24 protein-coding genes are annotated in these 26,913 nt (G+C 43.1%); 17 read left to right on the top strand and 7 right to left on the bottom strand.

Features of this window, described 5'->3' with window-relative positions; all coding sequences use genetic code 11:
* Positions 1-86: 86 nt before the first annotated feature.
* The 3 genes from ACRQQK_RS12145 to uxaC all read right to left on the bottom strand — a co-directional run bounded on the left by ACRQQK_RS12145 (position 87) and on the right by uxaC (position 4,552).
* Positions 87-1,574: a UxaA family hydrolase gene (locus tag ACRQQK_RS12145; RefSeq protein WP_457511740.1), complete on the bottom strand. Its 1,488-nt coding sequence runs from the start codon at positions 1,572-1,574 to the stop codon at positions 87-89.
* 9 nt (positions 1,575-1,583) lie between these two features.
* Complete coding sequence (locus ACRQQK_RS12140) at positions 1,584-3,044, bottom strand: tagaturonate reductase (protein ID WP_457511738.1); 1,461 nt, start codon at positions 3,042-3,044, stop codon at positions 1,584-1,586.
* Positions 3,045-3,139: 95 nt separating this feature from the next.
* Positions 3,140-4,552, bottom strand: coding sequence for a glucuronate isomerase (gene uxaC / locus ACRQQK_RS12135; RefSeq protein WP_457511736.1), 1,413 nt, complete (start codon positions 4,550-4,552; stop codon positions 3,140-3,142).
* Positions 4,553-4,993: 441 nt separating this feature from the next.
* Here uxaC and ACRQQK_RS12130 point away from each other — a divergent pair, with 441 nt between their 5' ends.
* The 5 genes from ACRQQK_RS12130 (at position 4,994) to uxuA (ending at position 10,482) form a co-directional block, all read left to right on the top strand.
* On the top strand, positions 4,994-5,467 hold the full coding sequence (locus ACRQQK_RS12130) for a TRAP transporter small permease (protein WP_457511734.1): 474 nt from the start codon (positions 4,994-4,996) through the stop codon (positions 5,465-5,467).
* Entirely contained in the window at positions 5,464-6,825 is a 1,362-nt protein-coding gene (locus ACRQQK_RS12125; RefSeq protein WP_457511732.1) for a TRAP transporter large permease, read from the top strand. Before ACRQQK_RS12130 ends, ACRQQK_RS12125 begins: the two co-directional genes overlap by 4 nt.
* 16 nt (positions 6,826-6,841) lie before the next feature.
* The gene (locus ACRQQK_RS12120) at positions 6,842-7,804 is read left to right on the top strand and encodes a TRAP transporter substrate-binding protein (protein WP_457511730.1); all 963 of its coding nucleotides are present in this window, start codon (positions 6,842-6,844) and stop codon (positions 7,802-7,804) included.
* 119 nt (positions 7,805-7,923) lie between these two features.
* Complete coding sequence (locus tag ACRQQK_RS12115; RefSeq protein WP_457511728.1) at positions 7,924-9,405, top strand: mannitol dehydrogenase family protein; 1,482 nt, start codon at positions 7,924-7,926, stop codon at positions 9,403-9,405.
* 3 nt (positions 9,406-9,408) lie between these two features.
* Complete coding sequence (uxuA, locus tag ACRQQK_RS12110; protein WP_457511726.1) at positions 9,409-10,482, top strand: mannonate dehydratase; 1,074 nt, start codon at positions 9,409-9,411, stop codon at positions 10,480-10,482.
* A 554-nt stretch (positions 10,483-11,036) separates the two neighbouring features.
* Here the strand turns inward: uxuA and ACRQQK_RS12105 are convergent.
* Together ACRQQK_RS12105 and ACRQQK_RS12100 are read right to left on the bottom strand one after the other, a co-directional pair.
* Positions 11,037-11,552: a cytochrome b/b6 domain-containing protein gene (locus ACRQQK_RS12105; protein ID WP_457511724.1), complete on the bottom strand. Its 516-nt coding sequence runs from the start codon at positions 11,550-11,552 to the stop codon at positions 11,037-11,039.
* Positions 11,545-11,817 (bottom strand): PepSY domain-containing protein, encoded by a 273-nt coding sequence (locus ACRQQK_RS12100; protein ID WP_457512362.1) that lies wholly within the window; start codon positions 11,815-11,817, stop codon positions 11,545-11,547. The genes ACRQQK_RS12105 and ACRQQK_RS12100 overlap by 8 nt, the downstream gene beginning before the upstream one ends.
* Before the next feature lie 198 nt (positions 11,818-12,015).
* Between ACRQQK_RS12100 and ACRQQK_RS12095 the strand changes: the two genes are divergently transcribed.
* Both ACRQQK_RS12095 and ACRQQK_RS12090 read left to right on the top strand, forming a co-directional pair.
* A complete protein-coding gene (locus ACRQQK_RS12095) occupies positions 12,016-13,722 on the top strand; it encodes a HAMP domain-containing methyl-accepting chemotaxis protein (RefSeq protein WP_457511722.1) in 1,707 nt (568 codons plus the stop codon).
* Positions 13,723-14,130: 408 nt separating this feature from the next.
* Entirely contained in the window at positions 14,131-14,802 is a 672-nt protein-coding gene (locus ACRQQK_RS12090; protein WP_457511720.1) for a MaoC family dehydratase, read from the top strand.
* Between the two features lie 53 nt (positions 14,803-14,855).
* Here the strand turns inward: ACRQQK_RS12090 and ACRQQK_RS12085 are convergent, their stop codons facing one another.
* Positions 14,856-15,680 carry a phosphate ABC transporter substrate-binding protein gene (locus tag ACRQQK_RS12085; protein ID WP_457511718.1) on the bottom strand — a complete coding sequence of 275 codons (825 nt, stop codon included), beginning with the start codon at positions 15,678-15,680 and terminating at the stop codon, positions 14,856-14,858.
* 304 nt (positions 15,681-15,984) lie between these two features.
* Here ACRQQK_RS12085 and ACRQQK_RS12080 point away from each other — a divergent pair, with 304 nt between their 5' ends.
* Positions 15,985-16,338, top strand: coding sequence for a DUF3024 domain-containing protein (locus tag ACRQQK_RS12080; protein WP_457511716.1), 354 nt, complete (start codon positions 15,985-15,987; stop codon positions 16,336-16,338).
* 75 nt (positions 16,339-16,413) lie between these two features.
* Here the strand turns inward: ACRQQK_RS12080 and rnb are convergent, their stop codons facing one another.
* Positions 16,414-18,456 carry an exoribonuclease II gene (gene rnb / locus ACRQQK_RS12075; RefSeq protein ID WP_457511714.1) on the bottom strand — a complete coding sequence of 681 codons (2,043 nt, stop codon included), beginning with the start codon at positions 18,454-18,456 and terminating at the stop codon, positions 16,414-16,416.
* A gap of 377 nt (positions 18,457-18,833) precedes the next feature.
* Here rnb and ACRQQK_RS12070 point away from each other — a divergent pair, with 377 nt between their 5' ends.
* From ACRQQK_RS12070 to ACRQQK_RS12030, 9 genes are all read left to right on the top strand, one after another.
* Positions 18,834-20,726, top strand: coding sequence for a DEAD/DEAH box helicase (locus tag ACRQQK_RS12070; protein ID WP_457511712.1), 1,893 nt, complete (start codon positions 18,834-18,836; stop codon positions 20,724-20,726).
* 294 nt (positions 20,727-21,020) lie between these two features.
* Positions 21,021-22,949, top strand: a complete 1,929-nt coding sequence (gene thrS, locus ACRQQK_RS12065) for a threonine--tRNA ligase (protein ID WP_457511710.1) — start codon at positions 21,021-21,023, stop codon at positions 22,947-22,949.
* A gap of 3 nt (positions 22,950-22,952) precedes the next feature.
* Positions 22,953-23,504: a translation initiation factor IF-3 gene (gene infC, locus ACRQQK_RS12060; protein ID WP_167410682.1), complete on the top strand. Its 552-nt coding sequence runs from the start codon at positions 22,953-22,955 to the stop codon at positions 23,502-23,504.
* A gap of 118 nt (positions 23,505-23,622) precedes the next feature.
* Positions 23,623-23,817: a 50S ribosomal protein L35 gene (gene rpmI, locus ACRQQK_RS12055; protein ID WP_042485685.1), complete on the top strand. Its 195-nt coding sequence runs from the start codon at positions 23,623-23,625 to the stop codon at positions 23,815-23,817.
* A gap of 41 nt (positions 23,818-23,858) precedes the next feature.
* Positions 23,859-24,212, top strand: a complete 354-nt coding sequence (gene rplT / locus ACRQQK_RS12050; RefSeq protein WP_042485688.1) for a 50S ribosomal protein L20 — start codon at positions 23,859-23,861, stop codon at positions 24,210-24,212.
* A 152-nt stretch (positions 24,213-24,364) separates the two neighbouring features.
* Positions 24,365-24,814 (top strand): GNAT family N-acetyltransferase, encoded by a 450-nt coding sequence (locus ACRQQK_RS12045; RefSeq protein ID WP_457511708.1) that lies wholly within the window; start codon positions 24,365-24,367, stop codon positions 24,812-24,814.
* 64 nt (positions 24,815-24,878) lie between these two features.
* Positions 24,879-25,346, top strand: a complete 468-nt coding sequence (locus tag ACRQQK_RS12040) for an N-acetyltransferase family protein (RefSeq protein ID WP_457511706.1) — start codon at positions 24,879-24,881, stop codon at positions 25,344-25,346.
* 48 nt (positions 25,347-25,394) lie between these two features.
* Positions 25,395-25,859 (top strand): ASCH domain-containing protein, encoded by a 465-nt coding sequence (locus ACRQQK_RS12035; RefSeq protein WP_457511704.1) that lies wholly within the window; start codon positions 25,395-25,397, stop codon positions 25,857-25,859.
* Positions 25,860-25,934: 75 nt separating this feature from the next.
* The gene (locus ACRQQK_RS12030) at positions 25,935-26,879 is read left to right on the top strand and encodes a D-2-hydroxyacid dehydrogenase family protein (RefSeq protein WP_457511702.1); all 945 of its coding nucleotides are present in this window, start codon (positions 25,935-25,937) and stop codon (positions 26,877-26,879) included.
* The last annotated feature ends 34 nt before the right edge of the window (positions 26,880-26,913 follow it).

Here is a 26,913-nt window from a genome sequence, read left to right as displayed (position 1 = left end):
TACTTTATTCGACAAAAAATGCAGCGATAGAACTGAAAATGAAAGGCTACCCGAAGGTAGCCTTTGTTGTCTTTCAACACATCTTATTAAAGCGTTACGCCGCTTTTGAATATGGCAATTTCTCGGAACTCATTGATTTCATTGCGCGTTGGCTCACCATTTACGAAACTGGCGACCTTATCGACAAACTCTTCAAGCAAGGTGTCCATTGATATGCCTTCCACTAGCGTTCCGGCATTAAAGTCAATCCAGTGTGGCTTGCGGCGTGCTAAATCACTGTTGGTGGCTAATTTCAATGTTGGTACAGGGCCGCCATAAGGTGTGCCACGACCAGTACTGAACAGCACCATATGACAGCCAGCCATTGCCAGTGCAGAAGTTGCAATTGCATCGTTACCTGGAGCGCTTAACAGGTTCAAACCCGGTTTGGTTAATCGTTCACCGTACTTAAGTACGTCCATTACTTGGCTAGAGCCTGCTTTTTGCGTACAACCTAAAGATTTCTCTTCTAAAGTTGAAATACCGCCTGCCTTGTTACCCGGAGATGGATTTTCATAAATAGGTTGTTTGTGATCGATAAAATACTGCTTGAAGTTATTGATCATGGATACTGTATCGTCGAACACGCTTCTATCTGCGCAGCGGCTCATCAGGATATGCTCTGCACCAAACATCTCTGGCACTTCAGTCAGTACTGTGGTGCCGCCTTGTGTGACAAGGTAATCCGAGAAACGGCCAAGCAGAGGGTTAGCAGTGATGCCAGAGAAGCCATCAGATCCGCCACACTCTAAACCAAAACGAACTTCGCTCAGGGTGCCCGCAACTCGCTGATCTTTAGACATTACGTCATACAGCATTTTCATCAGCTCAACGCCGTATTCCACTTCATCGTCCTGCTTTTGACAGATCATGAACTGAACACGCTGTTCATCGTATTCACCGAGTGTGTCTTTAAACGCGTTCACTTGATTGTTTTCACAACCTAAACCCACAACTAAAACACCGCCAGAGTTCGGATGCTTAACCAAGTTCTGCAGCAGAATCTTAGTGTTGTTGTGGTCGTCACCTAGCTGTGAACAGCCGTATTGGTGAGTAAACACTTGCACGCCATCGATAGTAGACATGTCGACTTCAGACTCAAACTGCTTTTTCATCATGTTCGCCATGGCGTTTACACAGCCAACGGTTGGGATGATCCACAGCTCGTTGCGAATTCCGACATCACCGTTTGATCGACGGTAGATATTTACTGGCTTATCTTCCAATGCACTATGTACGTTTTGGAATTCAGGCTGGTATTGGTATTCGTTTAAATCACTCAAGTTAGTGCGAATGTTGTCCTGATAAACGCGGTGGCCTAGCTCTATGGTTTGCAACGCATGTCCGATAGGGCAACCATATTTAATTATCTGGTCATTTTGAGCAAAAGTTTGCAGCGCCACTTTGTGTGCCTGAGGAATGTCCTCTTGCAACGTTATTTCCTGCTCATCCACAACTAATGTTGTGCCAGCACTTAAGTCTTTTAGTGCAACTGCAACATTATCGGCTGGATGTATTTTGATAAGAGAGTTCATGCTATTTCCTTAGCAGCGATTTAACGCTCGTCGCATGCCCACTAGGCAAATTTGTTCGACGTACGCGGTTACGCATTCAGTCAGTCCCGGCACCTGATTGAGGTCTTGTCCCCAGTGCGCAGCATTACCCAACACCGCTTCAACTAACGCGCCATAGCTTTGCTCTCCTGATGACACCTTAGGCCACTCGGAAGCAAAGAAATCTAGCCATGGTTGGTCGTCATTAATAGGGTAGTTTCCGTTCTCACGTTCGCCGCGATAGAAGGTAATTAACGCTGCGAGTGCAAAGCTCATGTGACGAGGTAAATGCTCGGTCTCTTGTTGATATGCGAGTAACTGCGGCAAAATTCGGGTTTTGAATTTTGTCATACCATTAAGCGAAATAGATAACAGCAGGTGCTTGATGTAAGGGTTCTTAAAGCGATACTCCACATCCTGAGCAAAAGTTTGCAGTTCATCTTTGGGCAACGAAAGAGTAGGGATGATCTCCGAGAACATCAGCTCTTTGATATAAGTTGCCATCTGTTCGTCAGCCATGCTCTCACCAACCGTGTCAATACCAGATTGGAATGCCACTGGTACTAGGGCGGTATGTGCACCGTTAAGAATCGCGACTTTACGTTCTTTATATGGCTTGATGTCATCGACAATCTTAATGTTGAGCGAGTGTTCTGTACTGAGCTGATCCAGACACAGTGCTTGGTTTAACCACTGTGGACCTTGAATAACAAACAGATAGAAGTTCTCGGCACTGACCATAAAGGTGTCTTTGTAGCCTAGCTCCGCCTCCAGCGTGTTCACTTCATCTTTTGGATAGCCAGTAACGATGCGGTCTACCAAGGTTGAGCAGAAAGTATTTGCGGCTTCTACCCAATGTTTAAATTCAACAGGAAGAGCCCAAGCCTCAATGTAGCGCCCGATAATTTCTTTCAAGCATTCGCCGTTGTAATCGATGAGTTCACAAGGAACAATGACCCAACCTTTGTCTTCATCGGCTTCAAAGTGGTTGTAGCGTTCCCACAGCATACGCGTCAGCTTGGCTGGATAGCTGCTTGGTGGCAAATCATCAAGCTGATCGCTTTCCACAAATGCAATCCCCGCTTCCGTTGTGTTTGAGAACACAAATTGAATGTCTGGGTTACGAGCAAGTTCAAGAATGGTTTGGAAATCTTGGTAAGCAGACAGCTCTTCGTTCACAGAGTAGATGACACGGGATTGAGAGAGCGCCTGGCCTGTTTCATCCAGACCACGAATCAAAGTGGTATACACACCTTGTTGAGTGTTGAGACTTGACGGGAAATCGGTATCGATTGGGCGAATAATGCTGACACCAGCATTGAGATCCGTGTGTTCGTTGAGTTGGTCAATTTGCCAGTCTAAAAATGCGCGTAAAAAATTACCTTCGCCAAATTGAATGATCTTGGTTGGGTAAGAAGGGCCGGGAAAGGTATCTCGGTTTAGCTGTTTCATAAAAGTTACCTATCGATATGCTGCGGCTGAAGCTTGGTGAAGAACTTCTTTGTCAGTAGATCTTCTCCAATAAGTAACAGCCGCAGAGCGTTAGATTATTTAGCAGTAATACCGAAATAGTTTTTCGCGTTGTAATAACAGATATCGCGAACCATACGGCTAAGTAGTTCGAAGTCCGCTGGTGCTTCACCATCTTCAACCCATTGACCAATCATTTGACAAAGGATGCGGCGGAAGTACTCGTGTCGGGTGTATGACAAGAAGCTACGGCTATCGGTTAACATTCCGACGAAGCGGCTTAGCAGACCTAATTGCGCTAGTTGGGTCATCTGACGTTCCATGCCGTCTTTTTGGTCGTTGAACCACCAACCAGAACCAAATTGGATCTTGCCGGCAATACTACCGTCCTGGAAGTTGCCACACATGGTTGCCAGAACTTCGTTGTCACGAGGGTTTAGACCGTAAAGAATGGTTTTTGGTAATGCATTGTCACGGTCAAGCGCATCAAGCAGACGTGATAAAGGCAAGGCAACCAAACCATCATGGATAGAGTCGAAACCAACGTCTGGACCAAGAAGCTTGAACATTCGTTGGTTGTTATTACGCAGAGCGCCAATATGGTATTGCTGAACCCAACCACGTTTAGCGTATTCTTTACCTAGGTATACCAATACTGCCGTTTTGAATTGAGCGGTTTCAAATTCGGAAACTGTTCCGCCGCTTAGACGCTTGCTGAGGATCGCATCCAGTTCTTGCTTGGTTGAATCTTCGTAGCAGACCGTATCTAGAGCGTGGTCTGATATACAACAGCCGTGGTCTGCAAAGTGTTGTAGACGTTTATCTAAAGCAGAGCACAAATCTGCAAAGCAAGAGATTTCAACATCCGCTGCTTGTGATAACGCCTCTATATAAGCAGGGAAAGTGTCCTGATGGATGTTGAATGCTTTGTCTGGTCGCCAGCTTGGAAGCATTTGCACTGGGAAATCTTTGTCTTCTGCCACTTTTTTATGTGCGGCGAGGTCGTCGATTGGATCATCGGTTGTACCCACCATTTCCACATTCATTTTCTGCATGATCGAACGAGCAGAAAACTCAGGCGTTGCTAGCATCTCATTGGTTTCGTTCCACACACGTTCGGCAGTGTCTTCATTTAATACAATGCCAGAGATACCAAACGGACGGCGTAACTCTAAATGAGCCCAGTGATAAATTGGGTTACCAATTGTATAGGGAACCGTACGTGCGAATGCCAAGAACTTCTCTTTATCTGTTGCATCACCAGTACAGAAGCGCTCATCCACACCATTAATACGCATTGCACGCCATTTATAGTGGTCACCGCGAAGCCAGATATCGGTTAAGTTTTGAAACTTGTAATCCTCAGAAACCTGATGTGGTAGCAGGTGGCAGTGGTAGTCGATGATAGGCAAATCGGCTACTACTTCATGATAAAGGCGTTTAGCAAATTCGCTGTGGAGTAAAAAATCCTCCGAAAGAAAAGATGTCATACAGGTTGTCCTTATGTGTTCTACCATTTGTGTGTGATATTAAACTCATAAAAGCCAAATAAACACGATTTAAGTAGAGTTTTGATTGATTTTTAAACGGAATTAGAGTGGTTTTTGTCAAAAGTTTAAAGGTGATCATACTTTAAGTAAAAAAATGAAAGCCCGTTTCGTTTTATGATCTAGACCAATTTTTTATTGTTATACCAAATGTAGGATTACTTCGTTGTCGGAACAACCGATGATTAAGTTTACGAATAACGAACTGTGATGATTGCAAGCGACACACGTTGTTCAGGGAAACGTCACCAACGGAATGGGAATGTAATGGACGATTTGTTCTGTCTGGTGGCACAAAAAACTAATTAGAGATTAATTACTATGATAATTAAGTCTATCAACTCATATATTAATAGCTTATTGCGTGTTGTTTTGAGCATGTTTATGACCGTAATGATTGTTGCGGTTGTGTGGCAAGTATTTACTCGCTTTGTATTGCAAGACCCTTCTGCCTTTACTGATGAACTGTCACGTTATTTATTAATTTGGATTGGAGTCTTAGGTGGAGCTTACACCTTCGCAATAAAACGTCATTTAGCGTTGGAACTTTTGGCGCCAAGATTTAACCACAATGGGCAATTGGTGTTGGGTATCATTATTAACCTAATCATTATTGCTTTCGCTGCTGTCACCTTTATTTATGGCGGAACTGCACTGGTCACAAACACACTTAAACATGGTCAGATTTCACCTGGGATCGTGATAGGTGGTCACCACCTATTGATTGGTTATGTTTATGTTGTTGTACCACTGGCGGGCTACATTATTTCTTACTTCGGTACTGTCGACGTTATTTCTTCAGTTCTTTCGCTTGTAAATAAAGAAGAGCGAGTGGCAGCAGAAGGATATTCAAAATGACTCTGATTGATTTACTGTTTTCACAAGACTTTCTAGCGAATGCTCCTGATGCATTTTACGACTTCTTTCCTGCGGCTGTGTTGTTCGGTGTATTAGGTGTATTGCTGATTATTGGTGTGCCTATTGCCTTTGCTATCGGTATTGCAGCGCTACTGACTGTTTTCATCGATTTCCCAATTGAACAGGTGACCATTCTTGTTTCTCAGAAGTTAGCCAACGGGTTAGACAATTTCGGTTTACTCGCCCTGCCATTCTTTATAGTGGCTGGGAACTTAATGAACCGCGGCGGCCTTGCGTCTCGTTTGATTAACTTTGCAATGATCTTTGGTGGCCGCTTGCCGGGTTCGCTATCACATGTAAACGTTATGGCGAACATGTTGTTCGGTTCATTGTCAGGCTCTGCGGCTGCGTCTGCTGCTGCTGTTGGCGGCATCATGAAGCCACTGCAAGAGAAGCACAAATACCCAATGGATTTCTCAACTGCGGTTAACGTGGCATCTTGTCCGTCAGGTTTGCTTATTCCGCCATCAAACATTCTGATTTTGTTTGCTTTGGTAAGTAGCACTTCAGTTCAGTATCTTTTTATTGCTGGCTATATCCCGGGCATCTTAATGGGTCTAAGTGTGATGTTGGGTATCTTTTTACTCGGAAAACGTTACAACATTCCTCACGAGAAAATTATTTCAACAGAGAAGAAACGCAAAGTTATCTGGGATGCTATCCCAAGCTTAACGCTGGTTATCATCATCATGGGTGGTATCTTGGGCGGTATCTTCACGGCAACTGAAGCATCTGCAATTGCGGTTGTCTACGCTCTAATCCTTGGTTTTGCTTATCGCGAACTGAAAATGAGCGACATGTTCCCTGTGCTTGTGGACAGTGTGATCACTACTTCTATCGTATTGCTGATGGTGGCGACATCTTCTGCAATGTCATGGGCGATGGCGAACGCCGATATTCCTACTTACATTGCTGAGTTTGTACTTGAAACCTCAACCAATCCAATCATGGTTATTCTTTTGATGAACCTGATTCTGTTGGTAGTAGGCACCTTCATGGACATGACGCCAGCAGTACTGATTTTTACACCTATTTTCTTACCAATTGCTATCACGCTTGGTATTGACCCAATTCACTTTGGGATCATCTTAGTATTCAACTTATGTATCGGTATATGTACACCACCAGTAGGCACTGCCTTGTTTGTTGGTTGTAGTGTTACTGGCTCCAAGTTGGGTGCTGTTGTTCCTAAATTGGCACCGCTATTCGTCCTCATGGTTATCACGTTGACGATAGTGACCTTGTTCCCCTCACTTTCATTATGGCTACCGGAACTAGCTGGTTATAAACCTCAATAATTGATAGGACTATAAAATGAAAACAACAAACAAACTTTTACTTGCTTGCACTCTTTCTACACTGATGGCAGGTAACGTTTATGCCGCTACAGTTAAGCTAGCTCATGCGTTACCAACAGAGCATCCAGTTCACGCATCTTTGGATTGGTTTGCAGCTAAAGTGACAAAAGAAACGAAAATGCGCGTGAAAGTGTATCCAAACGGTACTTTAGGTAATGAGACTGAATTACTGCAAATGGTACAAGGTGGCACTATCGGTTTCACTAAAGTTAGTGCGGCACCACTGACAGCATTCGCATCAGATTACAAACTGCTTTCTCTACCTTACCTATACCGTGACCGCGCACAATATGATGCTGTACTTCAAGGTCCAATTGGTGAGCAGATCCTGCTGTCTTCTAAAGACTCTGGTTTTATCGGTCTTGCATTCCTAGATGCAGGTGCACGTAGCTTCTACACTGACAAACCAATTCGTACTCCAGATGATTTGAAAGGTTTAAAAATCCGTGTACAAAACTCAGCGCTTTCAATTGATACTATCAAAGCGCTAGGCGGTACTCCGGTTCCTCTACCATACGGTGAGCTTTACTCTGCGTTGCAACAAGGTGTTGTGGATGGTGCGGAGAACAACATCCCGTCTTATTACTCTTCTCGTCACTACGAAGTAAAGAAAACATTCTCTTACGACAAGCACACTATGGTTCCAGACGTACTTGTAGTGTCAACGGGTGTATGGGATAGCCTATCTGCAGAAGACCAAGCGAAAATTCGTGAAATCGCGAAAGAGACAGTTAAGCAGCAAGACACTAACTGGGCAAACTACGTAGAAAAAGCGAAAGCGGAACTGGTTAATCAAAACGTAACGTTTGTTGAAAGTGATATTCCTAAGTTCCAAGAAGCGGTTAAGCCTGTGTATGAAAAATTCCGTAAGGAAAACCCAGACCTAGTACCTCTTCTAGACAAGATTCAATCTATGTAATTAGAGATGTCTCTATAGCGCGGGGAAATCTCCCTGCGCTATAAGTCACTTTCTCACGCAAAATTTCCTACGCAACGAGTTCGTTTTGCGTCTACTAACATCATTTGGTTCTAATAATTATGAGATTAAGTCAAGCTCACTTATCTGCGGCTAATGCCCTAGTTCAACCCAACGAAAATAACAAGAATGCAAAAGTAGGGATTGTACATTTGGGCTTTGGCGCTTTTCACCGCGCTCATCAGGCACTCATTACAGATGCTGTGATAAAAGAAATTGGCGGTAACTGGAAAATTGTTGGTGTTACTTGGAGCGACGCTGGTTTACAGAAAGAGTTGATCGCACAAGACAGCCTCTATTCGGTCGGTGTCGGATACAACGATCAATTAGATATCAACATTGTTGGCTCTATTGAAACTGTGTTGATGTCAGCTCAGACAGAGCAAGTATTAAGTTATATGTGTGATCCAGAGGTGAAAATCGTCTCGCTGACCGTCACAGAAAAGGGCTATTGCCACAACCCAGCGACGGGTGATTTAGACCTTTCACATCCGCTGATTCAGCATGATTTAGAAAATATTGATACACCAAAGTCTGCGATCGGATTTTTGGTTTCAGCTATGCGTTGTCGTTACCTAAAAGGCATTCAACCGTTTACACCGTTGACTTGTGACAACTTGCCTGAAAATGGTCATGTATTAGAAAAAGTGGTGTTGCAGTTTGCTAAGCAGCTGGATGCTGAGCTGTACCAATGGATTAAAGAGCACATTACTTTCCCTTGTACCATGGTCGATCGCATTGTTCCTCGTACCACGGAAAACGATATCGCTCGTGTTGAGAAAGTCTTGGGTTTAGAAGACAAAGCCAGCGTGATTACCGAACCTTTTTTACAGTGGGTAATTGAAGACAAATTTGTCAATGAACGCCCTGCGTGGGAAAAGACGTCGATTGCCAATGTTGAGGTAACGGACAACGTGGTGCCGTTTGAAGAAATGAAACTGCGCCTGCTTAACGGTACCCATTCAACGATGGCTTATCTTGGTTATTTGTCTGGTTATGAAACCATTGCGGAAACTATTCAAGACCCGAATTTTAAAACCTTTGTTCGCTATCTGATGGACGAAGAAATTACGCCATCGTTAAGCATTGAAGGCATTGACCTCGATAAGTACAAAGACCAGTTGATTGAGCGTTACGAGAACAAAGGGCTGCAACACCGTACATGGCAGATTGCAATGGACGGAACGCAGAAGATCCCACAACGTTTCTTACAAACCATTCGCTATTCACTAAACAACGGAATTTCAATCAAAGGCTTATGCTTAGCGTTGGCAGGCTGGATTCGTTATGTCAGCGGTGTGAATGAACAAGGGCAGGAGATTGATGTTCAAGATCCGCTCAAACAGCAGCTTGCTCAAGTTTGGCAGCAAGCTGGCTCAGATTTAGAAAAAGCCTTAGATGGCTTCTTATCTCTTCGCAGTGTCTTTGAACAAGATCTAGCGACTAATCAAACATTTAGAGTAGAGCTGCAATCCGCGTTAGAAACACTGTTTGCAAACGGTGCCAAAGCATCGGTAGCCAGCTTCGTAGCACAGAGGAAATAATAGATGAAAATGACATTCCGTTGGTACGGAGAAGGTAACGACAAAGTTACTCTCGGCAACATTAAACAGATCCCTGGTGTAGAAGGCATCGTCTGGTCACTGCATGATATGGCCGCTGGTGAGTTATGGAGCGAAGAACGTATCGCGACAGAAAAAGCGATCATCGAAGCGGCGGGTTTTCATATTGATGTTGTTGAGAGTGTTAACGTTCACGAAGACATCAAACTTGGTTTGCCAACACGTGATAAATACATCGAGAACTATAAAGAAACGCTACGTCGTCTGGCAAAAGTGGGCGTAAAAGTGGTGTGTTACAACTTTATGCCGGTATTTGACTGGACTCGCACCGAACTTTACAAAGAAATGGAAGATGGTTCAAATGCGCTTTTCTTTGAAAAGAGCAAAATCGAAAATATCGATCCAATCGAATTGATTGAAAAATTGTCGACCAACGTTGATGTGACTATGCCAGGTTGGGAGCCAGAGCGCTTAGCTCGCTTGAAGGAAACCTTTAAGCTGTACGAGAATTTCACGGCCGAAGATCTGTGGCGTAACCTGCAATACTTCTTAGAGCAAGTTATTCCTGTGTGTGAAGAAGTGGGTATCAAGATGGGTATTCACCCAGACGACCCTGCATTCCCAATTTTTGGTCTTCCACGTTTGATCATTAATAAAGAGAATATTGGTCGTTTTCTTAATTTAGTACAAAGCCCATACAACGGTTTGAGCTTGTGCACGGGTTCTCTGGGTTCGTCAAATAACGATATTCCTGACATTATTGATGCGTACCACGACCGTATTCATTTTATGCACATTCGTAACGTTAAACGTTATGACAACGGTGATTTTATTGAAGCTTCACACCGGGCTTGTGATGGATCCGTGGATACAGTAAAAGTCGTTCAGACTCTGCATAAACATGGTTACGAAGGTTATGTGCGTCCAGATCATGGTCGTCATATTTGGGGCGAAGAACAGTGGGCGCGTCCGGGCTACGGGCTTTACGATCGTGCGCTAGGAATTATGTATATTCTTGGTGTGTGGGACAGCGTAGAAAAGAACGCGAAACAATCTTAAGAAAGGAAATAGACAGCTATTGATAAGTGATTGTCTGTTTTATAAGTGTGTCATTTCACTCATGGTGAAACACTAGCGGTGAAATGACACCTTGTTTGGGTTATCTGAACTTAAGCAAACCATCAAAATTCTCCATTAGAACCAGCGTTTGTGTAACAACCAAAGTTCGTTCTCTCGATTTTTCTCAGTGTCGCTGTGATTGACTCAGAATTAGAAATTAACCCAAGTTTGGCTTAGCAATAGCACTACCAGTGATGATACTGAGAATAGAGCTAGGATACTGCCTAATTCACGAATGTTGCTTAGTAACGTTTTCTTTCTGTCGAACATGTTCTCACCTTTGAAATGGTTAAAATAACGAGATATATGTCACACTTTACTCCTTGGGATGACGTAGTTCAATATTGCTTGTTGTTATTTTTATTCATTTGATGAGATTTTTAATTTTTACTTTTGTTTAGTGTAATTAAATTACATTCTTTCTATTCAGAAGAAAGAAAAACAGCCTGTAAGCTAGAAACAGGCTGTTTTAAATATCTAATTAAATGAATTGGTTAGCGAGAGTGTCGAGAAAACAGCATACTTTTCACGTAAGAGCGTTTCGTCCAGTGAGTCATAAAGATAACCGCGCTGATATGAATCGCAACAGCGAACATGGTGAGATTGGCAAACAACTCATGAATTTGCTCTACCCATTCTTCTCCCCAAAACATATCTAGCTGAGTTGACCAACCGGATAAGCCTGTAAGGATGAGAAGAGTCCACATTACCCAAATCATTACTGCGCCAGCAGGATTATGGCCCTGATGATCATCAGACTTGGTATTTAAGACCTGTTGCAAATGCTCTACAGCTTGAGACACAGACGGCTTGAATGCTGATAAACGTGCAGGAGAACGAGCAACAAAGCCCCATAAGAGGCGAACTGCTATCGCTGCCAGAACGATGTATCCCACCCATTCGTGCGTTTCACTGCCTTCTTCTGTGACAAAGTAGTTCGCAAGGAACATAGCGGCTACGGTCCAGTGTGTGAGACGAACGACAGTGTCCCAAACGTATGGTTTAGTCATCTTGTTCCTCTTTCACTTTACTCATATCCACTGGGTTGAAATAGATTTCAGTTTTTTTGCCTTCAGCGTTATATCCATATAACTCGTAACAGCCAGTACTGGTTTTTTTGAACTTTTTAATCTTGTAGCCCATGTCCTGAACTTGCTGTTTAGCTTGGTCAAACGACATCCATTTGGATTCCGGTTCTTTGGTACATATTGGGTCAGAAGCCATTGCCAACGAAGATGTAGCCATCAGTGTTGCGAGTAAGCCAGAACGGATCATTGTATTAGTAGTCATGTTCTCTCCTTGAGAATCTCGGTTAACGATCAAGGCTCAGTTTGAACACTAATTCTTAAGGAATGCTTAAGAATGCTTCATTCATAGGTTGAAGGAGGGTTAGATCTAATATTGTTACAATTTTTATCTTAAATTTTTGTATCAGCTATTCTTAATTTGTTTGCTAACAATGAAGAGGCGTCTATGAGTTGGCTTAGAAACCTAACAATTACAAAAAAACTGATCGGGTTAATCGTCACGTTACTGGCGTTGACCTTAATCGTTTCTTCTTATGCAGTAATAAAGATGGAACGTGTTGCCAAAGAAATTGATGGTATTGCCCATGAGAATTTACCTTTGGTAAAGCTGGCAAGTAATATCACCATAAAACAGTTGGAAGGAGCAGTGTTGTTAGAAAAAGCCTTTCGCTTAGCGGAGATCCCTTCGGGAGAAAACCAGCAATTTATGGCTAAGTTTATCTCCCAAGTCAGGCAATCATCATTGTATTTTGACGAGGAAATCGTCGATGCTAAGTCACTTCTTATGGAAGCAAAAACACACGCTGTTACAACCAAGCAAATTAATCATCTTACTCAATTAACGAGTAATTTGGCTCAGCTCGAAGAACATCATAAAAGCTATGAGAAAACTTTGTTTTCTATATTGGATGCATTGGAAGAGAAACAAGACAATGCGGCAATGGCTTCTACCGTCCATCAATTTGAGCAGACACAGCAATTACTCAACGAAGAATTAGCCGATTTTTTGGTTGGTTTAGAAAATGCAACAGAGAATGCTGTATTGGTGACGGAAGAGGAGGAACACGAAGCCTTGATTGGTATGGCGACGCTTTCTATAGCCTCGATTATTTTTGGTTTAACTGTTGGCATACTATTTAGTCGCAGAATTGTCAGTTCCATGAGTCGGGCGAGAAATGTTGCCGCGAGTATGGCGCAAGGTAACTTTGACCAAATAATCGAAGTGAAATCGAATGATGAAATTGGTCAACTGATGTCGAGTATGAATGTGATGGCCAGTTCATTAAGTAAGATGATCGGGGAAGTGATGAGCCGAACCGATGCCATTGCCGCTACCGTGACACAGCTATCTGCTGTGGCTGAGAGCAATCGGCAGGCAATGCAAGTTCAGCAAGAAAACACAGAACAAGTGGCTTCGGCAATGACTGAAATGGCCGCTACCATCACAGAGGTGGCGAGTAACGCTGACAGTGCTGCGTTTGCCACTTCTCGCGCGGAAACGAACGTAAAAGAGGGGTGCTCAACGATCGATATGAGCCAAGAGTTGTCTGTTATGCTGGTGGAGCAAGCAAGCCAATCGCAGAACATGATTCTTGATTTAAAAAACAGCACGCAAAAGATACAAGATTTCGTCAAAGTCGTAGACGGAATATCGGAGCAGACCAACCTATTAGCTTTGAATGCCGCCATTGAATCTGCGCGAGCAGGGGAGCAAGGCCGTGGGTTCGCTGTTGTCGCTGATGAAGTTCGAGCCCTTGCATCTCGCAGCCAACAAGCTACAAACGAAATAGGCAACTTGATTGAAATGTTAGTTAAGAGCTCAGAACACGCCCATAATGCTATGAATCATAGTAATGAGAAAGTGCATCAAACTTCCGATTGTATTCAACAAGCAAGGGATCAACTGAATCATATTGCCACGGCTTTGACTGAACTTGCTGAATCCAATACTCAGGTTGCTGCCGCTAGTGAAGAGCAAGCTGTCACTGCGGATGAAATAAGTCAAAATCTGATTGGCATTAAAGATTCCGGAGATCGGGTGTTACAAAGTACGGAAGAAACAGCAATGGCTAGCGAAGGATTAGCCGTACAGGCTAACGCTTTGCGGGCGTTGATGTCAGCTTTCCAAGTAAGAACGGAATACGTATCTTAGTTGGATGCTGAGTGTTAGTTCAATACTTTCTGCCTGCAATGGGAGGGTATAGTTTTAGAAGGGGGTGCAGGGTTGATAGACGTAAGTGCCATTCTAAATGTGGCACGTAATATGTGAGTCTCTGTACAAAATTCTTATGTTATTTGGTTGATATTCGCCCAGTTAACTAAAGTTATATTACTGATTGAAAAACAAAGAAATTGGAAAGGTGCCAATTTTAATCAGTTGAGCAATTATTCTAATGATATAGATCCTAATAAAATAATGTTTTATTTTGTAACTCATTGTATTTTATATAAAACACTCTGTTCGGAATACGCATGTACGCTCGAAAGTTATTGCGGATTATTGTGAAGTGCTTCAAAATTAACGAATTAGTATTTCTTCTTAGTTAAGAATGAGGTTTTGATGAAAGTTGCGGATATTTTTAAACATCATGCTGAGAACTTAGTTAAGCATAACGAGTTTAAACAATTGATGTCTCCTACAGTGCGTGAGTACTGGGGAGAGTTATTGGATAAAACCAATAGCCGCCAGCTTTTTTCATGGGTGAAGGATTTTCACCAGCCAGCAAATGAAGATGTACCTGTTGTTGAACCTATCGTATTAAAGCCAGAAGCTCAGGCTGTGTATAACCAACTTGAGTCGAAGTTAGGTGAGGTTATTCATACAGGGGATTGGCTATTGGTTGATCAGAACAGAATCAACCAGTTTGGCGCAATTACGGAAGATATGCAGTGGATTCATACGGATCCTGAAAGAGCTCAAGCAGAGTCACCATTTAAAACCACTATTGCACACGGTTTTCTTACATTAGCGTTATTGCCAAAATTGACGGACAGTGTTGATGAAGACAAGTTGCTATTTCCGACCGCGAAAATGATGGTGAACATTGGCTTAAACTCAGTGCGTTTCCCTTATCCAATTAAAGTGGATAGCCGTGTAAGAGCTGTAAGCACACTGTCAAAAGTAACGCCAATCAAGAAAGGTTTAGAGATTGAGCGTGAAATCAAAGTTGAAATTGAAGGTGTTCGCCGACCAGGCTGTGTCGTAACATCCGTTATTCAATTACACTTTTAATGTGTTGATTTAATTTAAAAAGGAGAGCATCTGCTCTCCTTTTTTTATCATGCTTATTTGTATTTTGCTGTTGGAATATATCCATACTCTTCAATTAATTTTTTCACTCTGTCTGACTGAATAAATCTGAACAGCTCTTTAGTTTCTTGCTTATCTTTCTCTGGATAGTGGAGTAGCAAGAATGGACGTGATAACTGGTATTCATGGTTAGCGATGTTTTCTGCGGTTGCTTCTACACCTTCAAACTTGATTGCTTTTATAGAGCGGTCAACTGAACCTGTAGATATAAAACCGATCGCTTGCGAGTTATGATTTACTAACGTTTTCACCATACTGTTGCTATTAACAACAAGATTGTTTGGGCTGATATCAGAGACTAATCTGTCCTTGATCACTTTAGTTAACCCTAGCAAGCTCTCAAAACTAAAACGTGAACCCGAAGACGCTTCGCGTGTTACAACCGCAATTTTTTGATCGTTTCCACCGACTTGTTTCCAGTTAGTGATCTTACCTTTATAGATGTCGTAAAGTTGCTCACGAGTTAAGTTACCGATCGGGTTTGATTGGTTAACGACTACTGCCAGACCATCAAATGCAATGATGAATGTTTGCAGCGACTCTTCTACTTCATCATTTGTAAGGTAACGAGAACTCATCGCTACGTCGGCCACACCTTTCTTTAATAGAGTAATACCAGCGGTAGAGCCCACACCTTGCACCGCAATATAGGTATCTTTATGGCTAGCGTTATATTCTTCAGCAATCACATCCATGATGCGTGCAACAGAGGTCGATCCAGAAACGTTGATTTCGCTAGCATGTGCGAAAGAGGTTACTAGAAAAAGTGAGCAAAGAGTGGCTAGCGCAACTCGAAACATAATGGAACTCCAAGCAAAAATAAGTACAGATTCAGCGGAATATCTTATTGCGAATAAATGACAGTTTTATGAAAGTGTTTGATAATACGCATAGAAATATTGGCGGAAGATCTCTAGTGTGACGTTGTGTTTGTTCGTCTTTTGAAGTTTAGTTTAGTTCGCATCATAAAAGTTGTTTTCACAGCAAAAGGCCACCAAAGGATAAACAGACTCTATTGAGTTATACTGAGTTAACTTTAAGAGACTTGGAGTGACTGACTCTTAATGCTGTATTCGGTCACAAGATAATGGGGTATCCAACGTCATGACGGTCGTAAACTTGTTACAGCGTCAAATTGAACGCAGGGCAGAACTTGTGTGCCATAGCCGCAACCGCAGCCTTCCTGTGGATTTAGGAAAATCGAGTTTTGAACCGATAGATAATGGTGTGCAGTTCATACAACAACACTATAAGCTGGACTCTGTGCATAGTGAGTATTCGAGCCCAGTTGCTCGTATCATTTGGGATGCGGATAAACGTCACTGGGAGCTTTATATTCCAACTCTTGAAGAGAATAGTGAAATGTGGGTTCCTTACCCATTTCTATCCAAAAGTTCCGATTTAACCGCAGTGATGCGTGAAATTGAGAAAGATCCGAAATCTTATTTCTGGTCGTAAATAGAACGGTAGTGATGAATGAAAAAGGCATTCCGATGGAATGCCTTTAATGTTTAAAGCTGATGAAGTCGAAACTTATTGTTCCGCATTCTCTTCTTGGTTTATTTCCGCCTGCTGAGTGTTCTCAGTTTGAGCTTCGTCTTCTTGCTTCGGTTCACTTGAAAATACTTGAGTTGGTTTGGCTACAATGCTGCGGTTTTCTTGACTGACATCGGCTAATACAACCTCAAGCGTATCACCCAAACGATATACCACTTCTTTATCGATAGTGATAATTCCTTGGTCGCCGTTGCATTCTAAACGTTCTTTATTTGCAAGGATCAATGAAGCTGGAATAAACGCGGCTGCGCCATTTTCAAGTAAACGAACACGAGCACCAGCGCGGTTAATATCAAAGATCTCTGCATTAAAGAGTGTTTGCTTACTTGGCTCTTCTGCGAGTGTTCTTGCGTACAACCAATCAGCGACGTTGCGTTCAGCAATCTTGTGATGTTTTCGGTGAAGCGCGAGCTCTTCACCCACAGTTTCATCCGGCTGTTGAACTGGTTCTTTACTCAAGATATGCGCTTTTAGCATACGGTGGTTAATCATGTCGCCGTACTTGCGAATTGGTGATGTCCAAGTTGCGTATACGTCTAAGCCCATAGCGTAGTGAGGGAGTGGCTGGTTACCAATTTCACTGTAGCTTTGACATTTACGAATACGGTTATCTAAGTAAGAAGTTTCTTGCTCACACAACCAACGACGCAACGCAGCGAAACCCTCAAGCGTTGCTAAACTTTCTGCATCGCACTGCGCACCATTCGATGTCATTAGTTCAACCACGTCCGCCATTTTATCGGCTTTAAAGCCTGCGTGGGTGTTAAATACACCGGTATTAAAGGTTGATTGAAGAATCTTACCTGCACAGATGTTGGCTGTGATCATTGCTTCTTCAACAAGGCGGTTTGCTGTGCGGCGCATATCAGCATGAATAGCGATAACGTCGTTATCTTCGCTCAGTTCGAAACGGTAATCTGGGCGATCTGGGAATACAACAGCATTGTTTTCACGCCAGTTTGCACGAGCTTGAGAGAATTCGTGCAGAGTTTTAACAACTTCTGCTATCGTTTCATTCGGCTGCCACTCTGTGGACTCACCATTTTCCAACCAATCTGAAACGTGGTCATAAACCAGACGGCCATGAGACTGGATGTTTGCGGCAAAGAAACGAATATCGTCAGCTATAACTCCATCAGCGCCCACTGTTACAGTGCAGCAAAGAGCAGGGCGCACTTGATTTTCGATCAGAGAACATAAGTCGTCTGCTAAATCACGTGGCAACATTGGAATGTTACGCCCCGGTAGATAGATAGTGAATCCACGTTCACGAGCCACTTTATCCATCTCATCATCTGGTGTGATGTAGGCGGTAGGGTCAGCAATCGCAATCGCCAGTTCAAAGTTACCGTTATCGAGCTTTTTCGCGTATAGCGCATCGTCCATATCTTTAGTCGAAGCGCCATCAATGGTTACAAACGGGATATGTGTTAAATCTGAGCGCTCAAGTTCAGCATCATCTTTAAGTTGCCAGTTTTCAATACCCGCAGGTTCAGTATTGGGCAAATCGTTTTCTGCCAACGTTACCCACCAAGGTGCGATTTTATCGTCAGAATCTGTAATTTTTTCCGAGATTTCTGCAAGGAAGTTATCTTCGCCTTTTAGAGGGTGACGAACGAGATGGGCAACTACCCAGTCACCTTCTTGGAAGTGTTCGGGATTCAAGCCTTTCTTAACTTTCGCTTTTAATGGCAATTTTTTAAGTTGAGGGTGATCAGGGGCAACGTTGAGTTTTCCCTTGAATAACTTAACTCTACCAATAAAGCGTGTAAGAGACTGCTCGACAAGTTCTTGTGGCTCGGCTACTTCCCGCTCTTTTTCCGTACGGATAATGGCAATCACTTTGTCTCCGTGCATACATTTTTTCATGTACGGAGGCGGAATAAAGAAACTGTTTTTACTATCGACTTCTAAAAATCCAAAACCTTTGTCGGTGGCTTTAATCACACCTTCTTTCTTTGGCAGGTTTTCTTGAATTTGTTGCTTTAGTTGGGCAAGTAACGGGTTGTCTTGGAACATGTCTTCTATTTCTAGCTTAGTGAATTGCGCACACTATAATCATTACAGGCAATTATTACTACCCAACGAAGACCTTTCTCAGGCAATTTGATGAATGCTATTTGTGCATTTGTAAGTGCAAATTACTGACTAATGAGAGGGTTGGAACCGGGCTTTGATGATTTTTTATCCTTTAAGAGAATAAATTGTGATGAATTTCAATTTTTTCTAGCTTTTTTTATGCTTTTAGGGAATAATCCGCCTCCCTTATATGTCCCTAGTGGCTTGATGCGTTACAAAACTTATCCGTATCTGAACGGAATCAGACAATCGCAGGATTGGTTGGAAATGGTGGAGCACATGGGACCTTGGTTAATTATTATTTTAGTGGGATCCCCATGTCTGATACTGTGATTCAATTCAGTGACTTAGCACTTAATAGTGCTGTTCTTTCTGCCCTTAACTCAATGGGCTTCGTTTCTCCAACTCCTATCCAAGCTGCTGCTATTCCTTTCCTTTTGGAAGGTCGCGACGCACTAGGTAAAGCGCAAACGGGTACAGGTAAAACTGCTGCATTCTCGTTACCGCTACTAAACAAAATCGATTTATCTCAGCATAAACCTCAAGCAATCATCATGGCTCCAACTCGTGAGCTGGCGATTCAGGTTGCTGCTGAAATTAAAAACTTAGGTCAAAATATCACTGGCCTTAAAGTTCTAGAAATCTACGGTGGTGCTTCTATCGTTGATCAAATGCGTTCTCTACGTTCAGGTGCTCACATTGTTGTTGGTACTCCTGGCCGTGTGAAAGACTTGATCACTCGTGAGCGCCTACACCTAGACGAATGTCATACTTTCGTTCTTGATGAAGCTGACGAAATGTTGAAGATGGGCTTTGTTGACGACGTTACTTGGATCATGGAGCAAGCTCCTGAGACAGCGCAACGCGTACTGTTCTCTGCAACTATGCCTCCAATGGTTAAAACTATTGTTGACCGTTTCCTACGTGATCCTGCTCGTGTAGACGTTGCTGGTTCAAACCAAACTGTTGCGAAAGTAGAACAACAATTCTGGGTTGTAAAAGGCGTAGAGAAAGACGAAGCAATGTCTCGTCTTCTAGAAACTGAAGAAACAGATGCATCAATCGTGTTCGTTCGTACTCGTCAAGATACAGAGCGTCTTGCAGACTGGTTAAGCTCTCGTGGCTTTAAAGCTGCTGCATTGCACGGTGATATTCCTCAGTCTCTACGTGAGCGTACTGTTGACCATATCAAACAAGGTGTAATTGATATCCTTGTTGCGACTGACGTTGTTGCACGTGGTCTTGATGTGCCACGAATCACTCACGTATTTAACTACGATATTCCATTCGATGTTGAGTCGTACATCCACCGTATCGGTCGTACAGGTCGTGCTGGCCGTAAAGGTAAAGCGATCCTGTTGGTACGTACTAACCAACTTCGTATGCTTCGCACTATTGAGCGCGTTACTCGTTCGTCAATGGAAGAAATTCAACTTCCACACCGTGATCAAGTAGCAGAAGCGCGTCTGTCTCTACTTGCTGCTGAGTTAGCTGCTGAGAAAGAAAACAACACAGTTCTTGATAAGTTTGCAGAACTAGTAGAGAAGCTACAGGCGTCTCTAGAAATGGATGCAGCAACACTATGTGCAATCTTGTTGAAACGCCAACAAGGTAAACGTCCATTGTTCTACACTGGTGAAGATCCAATGATCGCAGCAGTTGAGCGTGATAAGCAACGTCGTCGTGACCGTCGTGATGATCGCGGTGAGCGTAGCGAAGGTGGCCGTCGTGAATTCGGTAGCCGTGACAACGCGGATTGGGAAACTTACCAACTTCAGGTTGGTCGTGACCAAGGCGTACAAGTTAAAGACATCGTTGGTGCTCTTGCGAACGAACTAGGCCTAACTAAAGGTTCTATCGGTGCAATTAAACTTGCACAAGGTCATACATTTGTTCAGCTTCCTAAGACTATGTCTTCTGAAGTGACAGGCAAACTACGTAAACTGCGTATCCGTCAAAAAGAAGTGGGCGCTGTAGTGTGTGATTTTGATGATTTCCGTGAATCTCGTGGTCGTCGTGAAGGTGGTAACCGTGATGGCTTCCGTGGCAACCGTGACGGCGCACCTCGCCGTGAAGGTGGTTACCGTGGTAACCGCGAAGGTGGTAGCCGTGAAGGCGGTGAGCGTCGTTTCGACCGTAACCGTGGTGGCGATAACCGTGGTAACTTCCGTGGTGAACGTGGTCACAGCCGTCGTAGCCAAGAAGCTTAATTGACTGCTGCTAAAGCTTGATTGAGTAAACCCGTGGTGAAAACCATGGGTTTCTTTTTTTGATTGTCTTAATAAACACAGTCTAATCAGGCTTGAACGCAATGATTGCTTGAGATTTCACCCATATCCGTTAGAATGCTCAGCTCGTGTTAACGATAGTGCATCCGTATTTGCGCTTTGAGTTAATACAGTAAGAAATGATTTATCGAGTGCTTGTTTTCTATCATTCTGATTTTTAAGCACAATATTTAAACAAGTGTTGCTTGGTGTGCAACACCACTGTAAGGACAATTCATGCCTATTATTACTCTTCCTGACGGTAGCCAACGTCAATTTGATAACCCAATTTCTACAATGGATGTCGCTCTATCTATCGGCCCTGGTCTTGCTAAAGCAACGATTGCAGGTCGCGTTGATGGTGTTCGTGTTGATGCTTGTGATTTGATCGAAAACGATGCAAGCCTTGAAATCATCACGGTTAAAGACGAAGTTGATGGTTTAGAAATTGTTCGTCACTCTTGTGCTCACTTGCTTGGTCATGCTCTGAAGCAGCTATACCCAGACGCAAAAATGGCAATTGGTCCTACGATCGATAACGGTTTCTACTACGACATCGATGTAGAACAACCTCTATCTCAAGAAGATTTAGAGAAGATCGAAGCTCGCATGCAAGATTTGGCGAAAACCAAATATCAAGTTGTTAAAAAGAACGTTAGCTGGCAGGAAGCTCGCGATACATTTGAATCCCGTCAAGAACCATACAAGATGGAAATCTTAGATGAGAACGTATCTCGCGATGATCGTCCAGGTCTTTACCACCATGAAGAATACATCGACATGTGTCGTGGTCCGCACGTACCGCACATGGGTTTCTGTAAACACTTCAAACTGTTGAACGTTGCTGGCGCATACTGGCGCGGTAACAGCGACAACAAGATGCTACAACGTATCTACGGTACAGCTTTCCACGATAAGAAAGCACTAAAGGCTCACTTAACTCGCCTTGAAGAAGCAGCGAAGCGTGACCACCGTAAACTGGGTAAGCAGCTTGACCTGTTCCACATGCAGCAAGAAGCTCCGGGTATGGTGTTCTGGCACCACAATGGTTGGTCAGTATTCCGTTATTTAGAAGTATTCATTCGTCAAAAGCTGACTGAATACGACTATCAAGAAGTGAAAGGTCCACTAATGATGGATCGCGTTCTTTGGGAACGTTCTGGTCACTGGGACAAATACGCAGACGCAATGTTCACAACGTCTTCTGAGAACCGTGAATACGCGATTAAACCAATGAACTGTCCTGGTCACGTTCAAATCTTTAACCAAGGTTTGAAATCGTACCGTGATTTGCCATTACGTATGGCTGAGTTCGGTTCTTGTCACCGTAACGAACCATCTGGTTCATTACACGGTATTATGCGTGTTCGTGGCTTCACTCAGGATGATGCTCACATCTTCTGTACCGAAGAACAAATTCAGCAAGAAGTTACATCGTGCATTAAGATGGTTTATGACACATACACCACTTTCGGCTTCGATAACATTGCAGTAAAACTTTCTACACGTCCTGAACAGCGTGTAGGTAGCGATGAAATCTGGGATCGCTCTGAAGAAGCGCTAAAACTTTCACTAGAAGCGATGGGCATTGCCTATGAGATTCAAGAAGGCGAAGGCGCGTTCTACGGACCGAAAATTGAGTTCACGTTACACGACTGTCTAGATCGCGCGTGGCAGTGTGGTACTGTTCAGCTTGATTTCAACCTACCTTCTCGCCTTGGTGCGACATATGTAGGTGAAAATAATGAGCGTTTAGTGCCAGTAATGATTCACCGCGCTATTTTAGGCTCTCTTGAGCGCTTCATCGGTATTCTGATTGAAGAGTATGCTGGTTTCTTCCCGACTTGGTTGGCGCCAGAACAGGCTGTTGTCATGAATATTACTGACAAACAAGCTGATTACGCTCAAGAAGTAGCACAAAAGCTACAAAAAAGTGGCATTAGAGCAAAAGCGGACTTGAGAAATGAGAAGATTGGCTTTAAAATCCGCGAACACACTTTGAAGCGTGTACCGTATATGCTTGTTTGTGGCGACCAAGAAATGGAAGCTGGCGAAATTGCAGTACGTACTCGTAAGGGCAAAGACCTAGGCAAATTTAAGTTGGATGACTTTATTTCATACATCTACGCCGAAGTTGAAAGCCGTAAGCTTAATCTGGAGGAATAAACTATTAAAGGCGGAAGACGTGGCCAAGTTCCGGCCAAGCAAAACCAGCACCGTTTAAACGGTGAAATTCGTGGCGTTCGTGAAGTTCGTTTAACAGGCGCTGATGGTGAATCAGTTGGCGTTGTGTCAATCCAAGAAGCACTAGCTGCTGCCGAAGAAGCTGGTATGGATCTCGTAGAGATCAGCCCTAACGCCGAGCCACCAGTTTGTCGTGTGATGGACTATGGCAAGTTCCTCTTCGAGAAGAGTAAAGCTGCGAAAGAGCAGAAGAAGAAACAAAAACAGATCCAGATTAAGGAAGTAAAATTCCGTCCTGGGACTGATATCGGAGACTATCAGGTAAAACTACGCAACCTGACCGGTTTCCTTGAAGAAGGCAACAAAGTGAAGGTAACAATTCGCTTCCGTGGCCGAGAAATGGCTCACCAAGAGATCGGTGTTGACGTTCTTAATCGTTTGAAAGAAGACACTGCAGAACTAGCTGTAGTTGAATCTTTCCCAACGAGAATTGAAGGTCGCCAAATGATCATGGTGCTTGCCCCTAAGAAGAAGTAATTAACGGCTTACAAGTAATGAACCTAGCCGCGTCCCTTTCAAGTAAAGGTACTAGGCTGGGTTTTATTCGCCCTAATTACGTTGTTTATTAAACTACTACAATGCGGAGTTATTCATCATGCCTAAGATGAAAAACAACAAAGGTGCTGCTAAGCGTTTCAAGAAAACTGCTGGTGGTATTAAATACAAGCACGCGACTAAACGTCATATTCTGACTAAGCGTACTACTAAGAACAAGCGTCAACTACGTCCAAATGCAATCCTTCCTAAGTGTGAAGTGGCTGCAGTACTACGTATGTTGCCATACGCTTAATTCTTTTTAGTTTATTTATCGTTTAGTTTAGGAGAAGCATAATGCCTCGCGTAAAACGTGGTGTACAAGCTCGTGCACGTCATAAGAAAGTTCTAAAACAAGCTAAAGGTTACTACGGAGCACGTTCACGTGTTTACCGCGTAGCTTTCCAAGCTGTTACAAAAGCTGGTCAATACGCATACCGTGACCGTCGTACTAAGAAACGTCAATTCCGTCAACTATGGATTGCACGTATCAATGCGGCATCTCGTCAAAATGGTCTATCTTACAGCCGTTTCATCAACGGTCTTAAGAAAGCATCTATCGAGATCGATCGTAAGATCCTTGCGGACATCGCAGTATTCGATAAAGCAGCATTTACTGTTTTAGTTGAAAAAGCGAAAGCTGCTCTTTAATTAGCAGTCAAGTTTTGAAAAAGGAGAGCATTAGCTCTCCTTTTTTTATGCCTGAAATTTGTACTTGTATAAATTTTTTGTCGTGTTATTAGTATGTTAAATACAAGGAATTAGTGCTAGTTCCTTTTTAAAAATGATCATGAGGAAGGACAATGGAATTTTCATTGAGGAAAGCAGTTAAAACGGATGTCGAATTCCTGATTGAGCTTCGTGAAACCACTATGGGCCAGTACTTAAGAGAAGTTGGTATGCCTGTTGGCAGAGAAGCTTATCTTGAAAGAGTTCATTACGCCTTTGACCAAGCTGAAATTATCATTATTAATGATGTTCCTTCTGGCTTGTTTAAAGCCCAATTCAACCCAGAAATCAACGAATGGTATCTGGTTCAGATCCAACTTCATCCCGATTACCAAGGCAAAGGGATTGCTCATCGTCTTATTTCAACGCTGATCAATAAAGCCGACTCATCAGGATCAACGGTTGGTCTAAGTGTCATTAAAACGAATCCGGCACAACGACTCTATTCGAGACTTGGATTTGAACGAGTAGGGGAAACAGAATTCGAGTATTTGATGCAATATACCCCTGCAAAAACAGCGTAAAAAATGACTCATATTGAACCTGTGATGCATTTGTCTCACACAAACTGACAGTATGGAGAAATATGTGATTACCATCCGGGACTACAGAGAAGAAGATGCTCCGACTCTTTGGGCTATCCATCACTATACGATCCGCAACATTAATGTTCGTGACTATTCTCAGGCGCAAATCGAAGCATGGGCTCCAGATAATTTCGATCTCCACGTGTGGCAGAAGCGTGTTGATGCATTGAACCCGTTTGTTGCGACGATAGATGGTGTCATCGTCGGTTATACAGACTTGCAACTGGATGGATTGATAGACCATTTTTTCTGCCATCATGAGTTTCAGGGCATAGGGGTTGGTAAGGCTTTGATGAATCATGTCTTTAGTGTGGGAAAACAGAAAGATATCAAACGCTTCTATTCTCACGTCAGTATTACAGCTCGTCGATTTTACGAACGCATGGGATTCTCCGTTGCGAAAGAGCAACTGATTGAAGTGCGTGGTCAAAAACTCAAGAATTTCCTAATGATTAGAAACGTCGATTAAGAATTAATCCTAGTTATTTCACTTCTTTTTATTTGAGTACAGTAAATTATGGAAAGCAGAAGCCAGTTGTTTCTGGAACAGTACCTAAACTCTTTGCCAGTCGACATTGCGCAGCAATACAGCTCTTTTAGTTCTGATTATTTTTGCGCGGATGAATACAACGCGAATCTCTGTGCGGATTTGATTCTAAAGGGAGAAAAGACGGCATCGTGCAGCATGGATTACTGGTATAGCCAAAAAGGCGAAATTATGCCTGAAACAGGACATCTTCAGGTGGTAACAAACTGGCAAGGCGAGCCTAAATGCATCGTGGAAATAACGTCGGTTGAAAAATGCCGATATGAAGATGTCACGCAAGAGTTTGCTGCTGCGGAAGGAGAAGGGGATAAAACGTTGGCTTGGTGGCGTGAAGCTCACTGGCGATTCTTCTCTTTGGAATGTGAAGAATTAGGCATTGAACCAACTGAAGATATGCTTTTGGTCTTGGAGCATTTTAAGGTTGTTTATTCTTAACAATACTAAGTATTAGTAGATAACCCGTTCTGGCCATAGGCTAACAATTGCCTTGAATAAAATAAGGAGCGAGTAGTGAAAATAGCCATACTGGATGATTATCAAAATGTGGTTAAAGCGTTGGATTGCTTTACCTTACTCGCTAAGCATGAAGTGACAGTTTTAACACAGACGTATTCTGAGTCGGATCTTGTCGCAAAGTTGATCGATGTTGAGGCGATTGTTCTTATTCGAGAGCGTACCGTAATTACAGCGTCTCTGCTCAGGCAGTTACCCAATTTGAAGCTAATCAGCCAGACCGGAAAAGTCAGCAATCATATTGACCCGAATTTATGCGCCAAGTTCGGTGTTGAAGTCATAGAAGGGAGAGGTTCTCCTATTGCACCCTCTGAGCTTTGCTGGGCGCTCATAATGGCCGCATCAAGGCACATACCGACTTATACACGCAACTTGCACAATAACGTGTGGCAAAGTTCAGACAGTTTGGGTTTAGGTCGAACCTTAAAAGGTTTGAAGCTGGGTATCTGGGGATATGGCAATATTGGGCAGCGCATTGCGCAGTATGCCAAGGCGTTTGAAATGTCTGTACTGGTATGGGGAAGTGAGAAGTCGCGCCAACTCGCCATTGAACATGGCTTCGAAGCGGCAGAAACGAAACAAGCATTCTTCGTTGATTCGGATATCGTTTCTCTTCACTTACGACTCAATGAAGTCACCCGATTTTGTGTTACCGCGGACGATCTCAAACGGATGAAGCCTGATTCGTTATTTGTAAACATCAGCCGAGCCGAACTCGTAGCAGATTCAGCCCTGTATAATGAATTATTATCGGTTCCGACCAAGCGAGCCGCGGTCGATGTATTTAATATCGAGCCAGCACTTCCTGATAATGAGCCTCTATTGACTCTGCCTAACGTCACCGCTACTCCGCATTTAGGCTATGTAGAGAAAAACAGCTATGAGCTCTACTTCCGCCTCGCTTTTGAAAACATCCTAAACTTTGTGAAAGATCGAGCGTAAATGAATTAATCACCATTGATGTTTAGCTACTATC

This window comes from Vibrio sp. C8, assembly GCF_054051265.1.
This window is presented reverse-complemented; position numbering and strand designations above follow the sequence as displayed.

What these genes read in the sequence shown, in the direction of transcription:
- ACRQQK_RS12105 (WP_457511724.1), bottom strand. Translation starts at nt 11,552, where the DNA reads ATGACTAAACCATACGTTTGGGACACTGTCGTTCGTCTCACACACTGG.
- ACRQQK_RS12090 (WP_457511720.1), top strand. Translation starts at nt 14,131, where the DNA reads ATGAAAGTTGCGGATATTTTTAAACATCATGCTGAGAACTTAGTTAAG.
- uxuA (WP_457511726.1), top strand. Translation starts at nt 9,409, where the DNA reads ATGAAAATGACATTCCGTTGGTACGGAGAAGGTAACGACAAAGTTACT.
- ACRQQK_RS12080 (WP_457511716.1), top strand. Translation starts at nt 15,985, where the DNA reads ATGACGGTCGTAAACTTGTTACAGCGTCAAATTGAACGCAGGGCAGAA.
- rpmI (WP_042485685.1), top strand. Translation starts at nt 23,623, where the DNA reads ATGCCTAAGATGAAAAACAACAAAGGTGCTGCTAAGCGTTTCAAGAAA.
- rplT (WP_042485688.1), top strand. Translation starts at nt 23,859, where the DNA reads ATGCCTCGCGTAAAACGTGGTGTACAAGCTCGTGCACGTCATAAGAAA.
- ACRQQK_RS12145 (WP_457511740.1), bottom strand. Translation starts at nt 1,574, where the DNA reads ATGAACTCTCTTATCAAAATACATCCAGCCGATAATGTTGCAGTTGCA.
- ACRQQK_RS12095 (WP_457511722.1), top strand. Translation starts at nt 12,016, where the DNA reads ATGAGTTGGCTTAGAAACCTAACAATTACAAAAAAACTGATCGGGTTA.
- ACRQQK_RS12085 (WP_457511718.1), bottom strand. Translation starts at nt 15,680, where the DNA reads ATGTTTCGAGTTGCGCTAGCCACTCTTTGCTCACTTTTTCTAGTAACC.
- ACRQQK_RS12045 (WP_457511708.1), top strand. Translation starts at nt 24,365, where the DNA reads ATGGAATTTTCATTGAGGAAAGCAGTTAAAACGGATGTCGAATTCCTG.
- uxaC (WP_457511736.1), bottom strand. Translation starts at nt 4,552, where the DNA reads ATGACATCTTTTCTTTCGGAGGATTTTTTACTCCACAGCGAATTTGCT.
- ACRQQK_RS12120 (WP_457511730.1), top strand. Translation starts at nt 6,842, where the DNA reads ATGAAAACAACAAACAAACTTTTACTTGCTTGCACTCTTTCTACACTG.
- rnb (WP_457511714.1), bottom strand. Translation starts at nt 18,456, where the DNA reads ATGTTCCAAGACAACCCGTTACTTGCCCAACTAAAGCAACAAATTCAA.
- thrS (WP_457511710.1), top strand. Translation starts at nt 21,021, where the DNA reads ATGCCTATTATTACTCTTCCTGACGGTAGCCAACGTCAATTTGATAAC.
- ACRQQK_RS12125 (WP_457511732.1), top strand. Translation starts at nt 5,464, where the DNA reads ATGACTCTGATTGATTTACTGTTTTCACAAGACTTTCTAGCGAATGCT.
- ACRQQK_RS12100 (WP_457512362.1), bottom strand. Translation starts at nt 11,817, where the DNA reads ATGATCCGTTCTGGCTTACTCGCAACACTGATGGCTACATCTTCGTTG.
- ACRQQK_RS12035 (WP_457511704.1), top strand. Translation starts at nt 25,395, where the DNA reads ATGGAAAGCAGAAGCCAGTTGTTTCTGGAACAGTACCTAAACTCTTTG.
- ACRQQK_RS12130 (WP_457511734.1), top strand. Translation starts at nt 4,994, where the DNA reads ATGACCGTAATGATTGTTGCGGTTGTGTGGCAAGTATTTACTCGCTTT.
- ACRQQK_RS12070 (WP_457511712.1), top strand. Translation starts at nt 18,834, where the DNA reads ATGTCTGATACTGTGATTCAATTCAGTGACTTAGCACTTAATAGTGCT.
- ACRQQK_RS12115 (WP_457511728.1), top strand. Translation starts at nt 7,924, where the DNA reads ATGAGATTAAGTCAAGCTCACTTATCTGCGGCTAATGCCCTAGTTCAA.
- ACRQQK_RS12140 (WP_457511738.1), bottom strand. Translation starts at nt 3,044, where the DNA reads ATGAAACAGCTAAACCGAGATACCTTTCCCGGCCCTTCTTACCCAACC.